The sequence below is a fragment of the Mesorhizobium sp. M4A.F.Ca.ET.090.04.2.1 genome, assembly GCF_003999085.1.
Lineage (GTDB): Bacteria > Pseudomonadota > Alphaproteobacteria > Rhizobiales > Rhizobiaceae > Mesorhizobium.
The window spans coordinates 1-1,570 of the sequence record NZ_RZOT01000821.1; the positions used below are offsets into that span (position 1 = coordinate 1).

Sequence of the window (1,570 nt, forward strand, 5' to 3'; positions counted from 1 at the left end):
CGCCAAGGAAGCGCCGGGCGTTCTCCGGCTCATCCTTGTAGTTCAGCGCCGCCAGCACAAAACGCTTGTCCTTCGACAAAGCGAGCAGCACCGGATGCTCGTCGCGACACGGCGCGCACCATGAGGCGAAGACATTGACCAGCGTGACCTTGCCGGCGAACGACTTCGAATCGAGCCCCGGCAGCGTGCTGCCTTGCAGCGGTGGCAGATTGGTCTGCGGCGCCGGCAGGCCGATCAGCGCCGACGGCACTTCCGACACGTCGCGGCCGGACAGGAGCTGCGACAGGAACAGCCCGGCCAGCCCCAGGAAGATCAGCAGCGGCAGCAGGACGAACAGGCGACGCGCGCGCGGCGCCGGCGTTCCGGTTTCCGTGCTCTCAGTCATGATTTCGCGCCCTTGTCCTTGAGGGCCTCGCTCTTGTCGGAGCGCCGCCGCACGCCGGCGGCTTCGAGCTCGGCGAGATCGCGCTTGCGCCCGCGCTGGTCGATCAGGATCCATGCGACCAGCCCCGCCAGCACCAGCGCCGTAATGGCATAGGCAGCCGTGACATAGAGCGCATGCGCACTCATGCCCGCCGCTCCGCGCGGATGCGGCATTCCGGCCCGGCCATTTTGCCCTGCTTGTTCATGCCTTCCCTTAGCCTCGCCGTTCCGGCTTCGCAATTGGCCGCCGCGCCGCAGCCCGTATCGCTCAGTCCGTCCCATGGCGCAGCGCCAGCGCCGCCGCCGCCGGCCCGAGCACGGCAAGAAACAGCGTCAGCGCGGCAAGAATGAGGAAGGGCTGCAGGAACGGCGCTGGGTCGGCCACCGCGCCATAGCTTGCCGAGACGCCGAAGATCAGCACCGGAATGGTGAGCGGCAGCACCAGCACCGAGATCAGCAGCCCGCCGCGCGGCAGTGCCACCGCGACCGCGGCGCCGGCCGCCCCGATCAAGGTGATGGCCGGCGTGCCGACGAGAAGCGTCAGCGCGGTGGCGCCGATGCCGGCCGGCTCCATGTTCATGAACAGCCCAAGCAGCGGTGCGGCGACCACCAGCGGCAGCACGCTGCCCGCCCAGTGCGCCAGGCATTTCACCAGCACCGTCAGCGCCAGCATGTGGCGGTCGTGGCCGAGCACCAGAAGATCGAGCGAGCCGTCCTCGCGGTCGGCCTGGAACAGCCGGTCGAGGCCAAGCAGGCAGGCGAGCAAGGCCGCGATCCACAGGATCGCCGGGCCGATACGGGCAAGCAGGTTGAGGTCCGGCCCGACGCCGAACGGGATGGTGGCGATGACGGCGAGGAAGAAGATGACCCCGGTGAGCGCGCCGCCGCCGGCACGGATCGAGAGGCGGATATCGCGCAGGAAGAGGGACCCCATTATGGTGCGGTCCCCTGGTTAGGTGTGCGTTCCTTCGCGCCCCCCTCTGGCCTGCCGGCCATCTTCCCCACGAGGGGGGAGATCAGACGTCGCCGGCGATTTCGCCAATCACCAACATTGAAAAGATGAGCGGGGCGCCGGAGCTGCCAGTCTCCCCCCAAGTGGGGGAGATGGCCGGCAGGCCAGAGGGGGGCGCCGTAGAGCACCGACATC

At 68.9% G+C, this 1,570-nt stretch carries 3 protein-coding genes; all 3 read right to left on the reverse strand.

What is annotated here, in order from left to right:
- Positions 1–385, reverse strand: a 385-nt coding sequence (locus EN781_RS32215; RefSeq protein WP_348631399.1) for a redoxin family protein, incomplete at its 3' end; no start/stop codon positions are given.
- Positions 382–570, reverse strand: a complete 189-nt coding sequence (ccmD, locus tag EN781_RS32220; RefSeq protein ID WP_126057434.1) for a heme exporter protein CcmD — start codon at positions 568–570, stop codon at positions 382–384. The genes EN781_RS32215 and ccmD, both read right to left, overlap by 4 nt.
- A gap of 121 nt (positions 571–691) precedes the next feature.
- A complete protein-coding gene (ccmB, locus tag EN781_RS32225) occupies positions 692–1,357 on the reverse strand; it encodes a heme exporter protein CcmB (RefSeq protein ID WP_126057433.1) in 666 nt (221 codons plus the stop codon).
- Between the last annotated feature and the right edge of the window lie 213 nt (positions 1,358–1,570).

Coding starts and splice junctions, on each gene's coding strand:
- ccmB (WP_126057433.1), bottom strand. CDS start 1,357: ATGGGGTCCCTCTTCCTGCGCGATATCCGCCTCTCGATCCGTGCCGGC.
- ccmD (WP_126057434.1), bottom strand. CDS start 570: ATGAGTGCGCATGCGCTCTATGTCACGGCTGCCTATGCCATTACGGCG.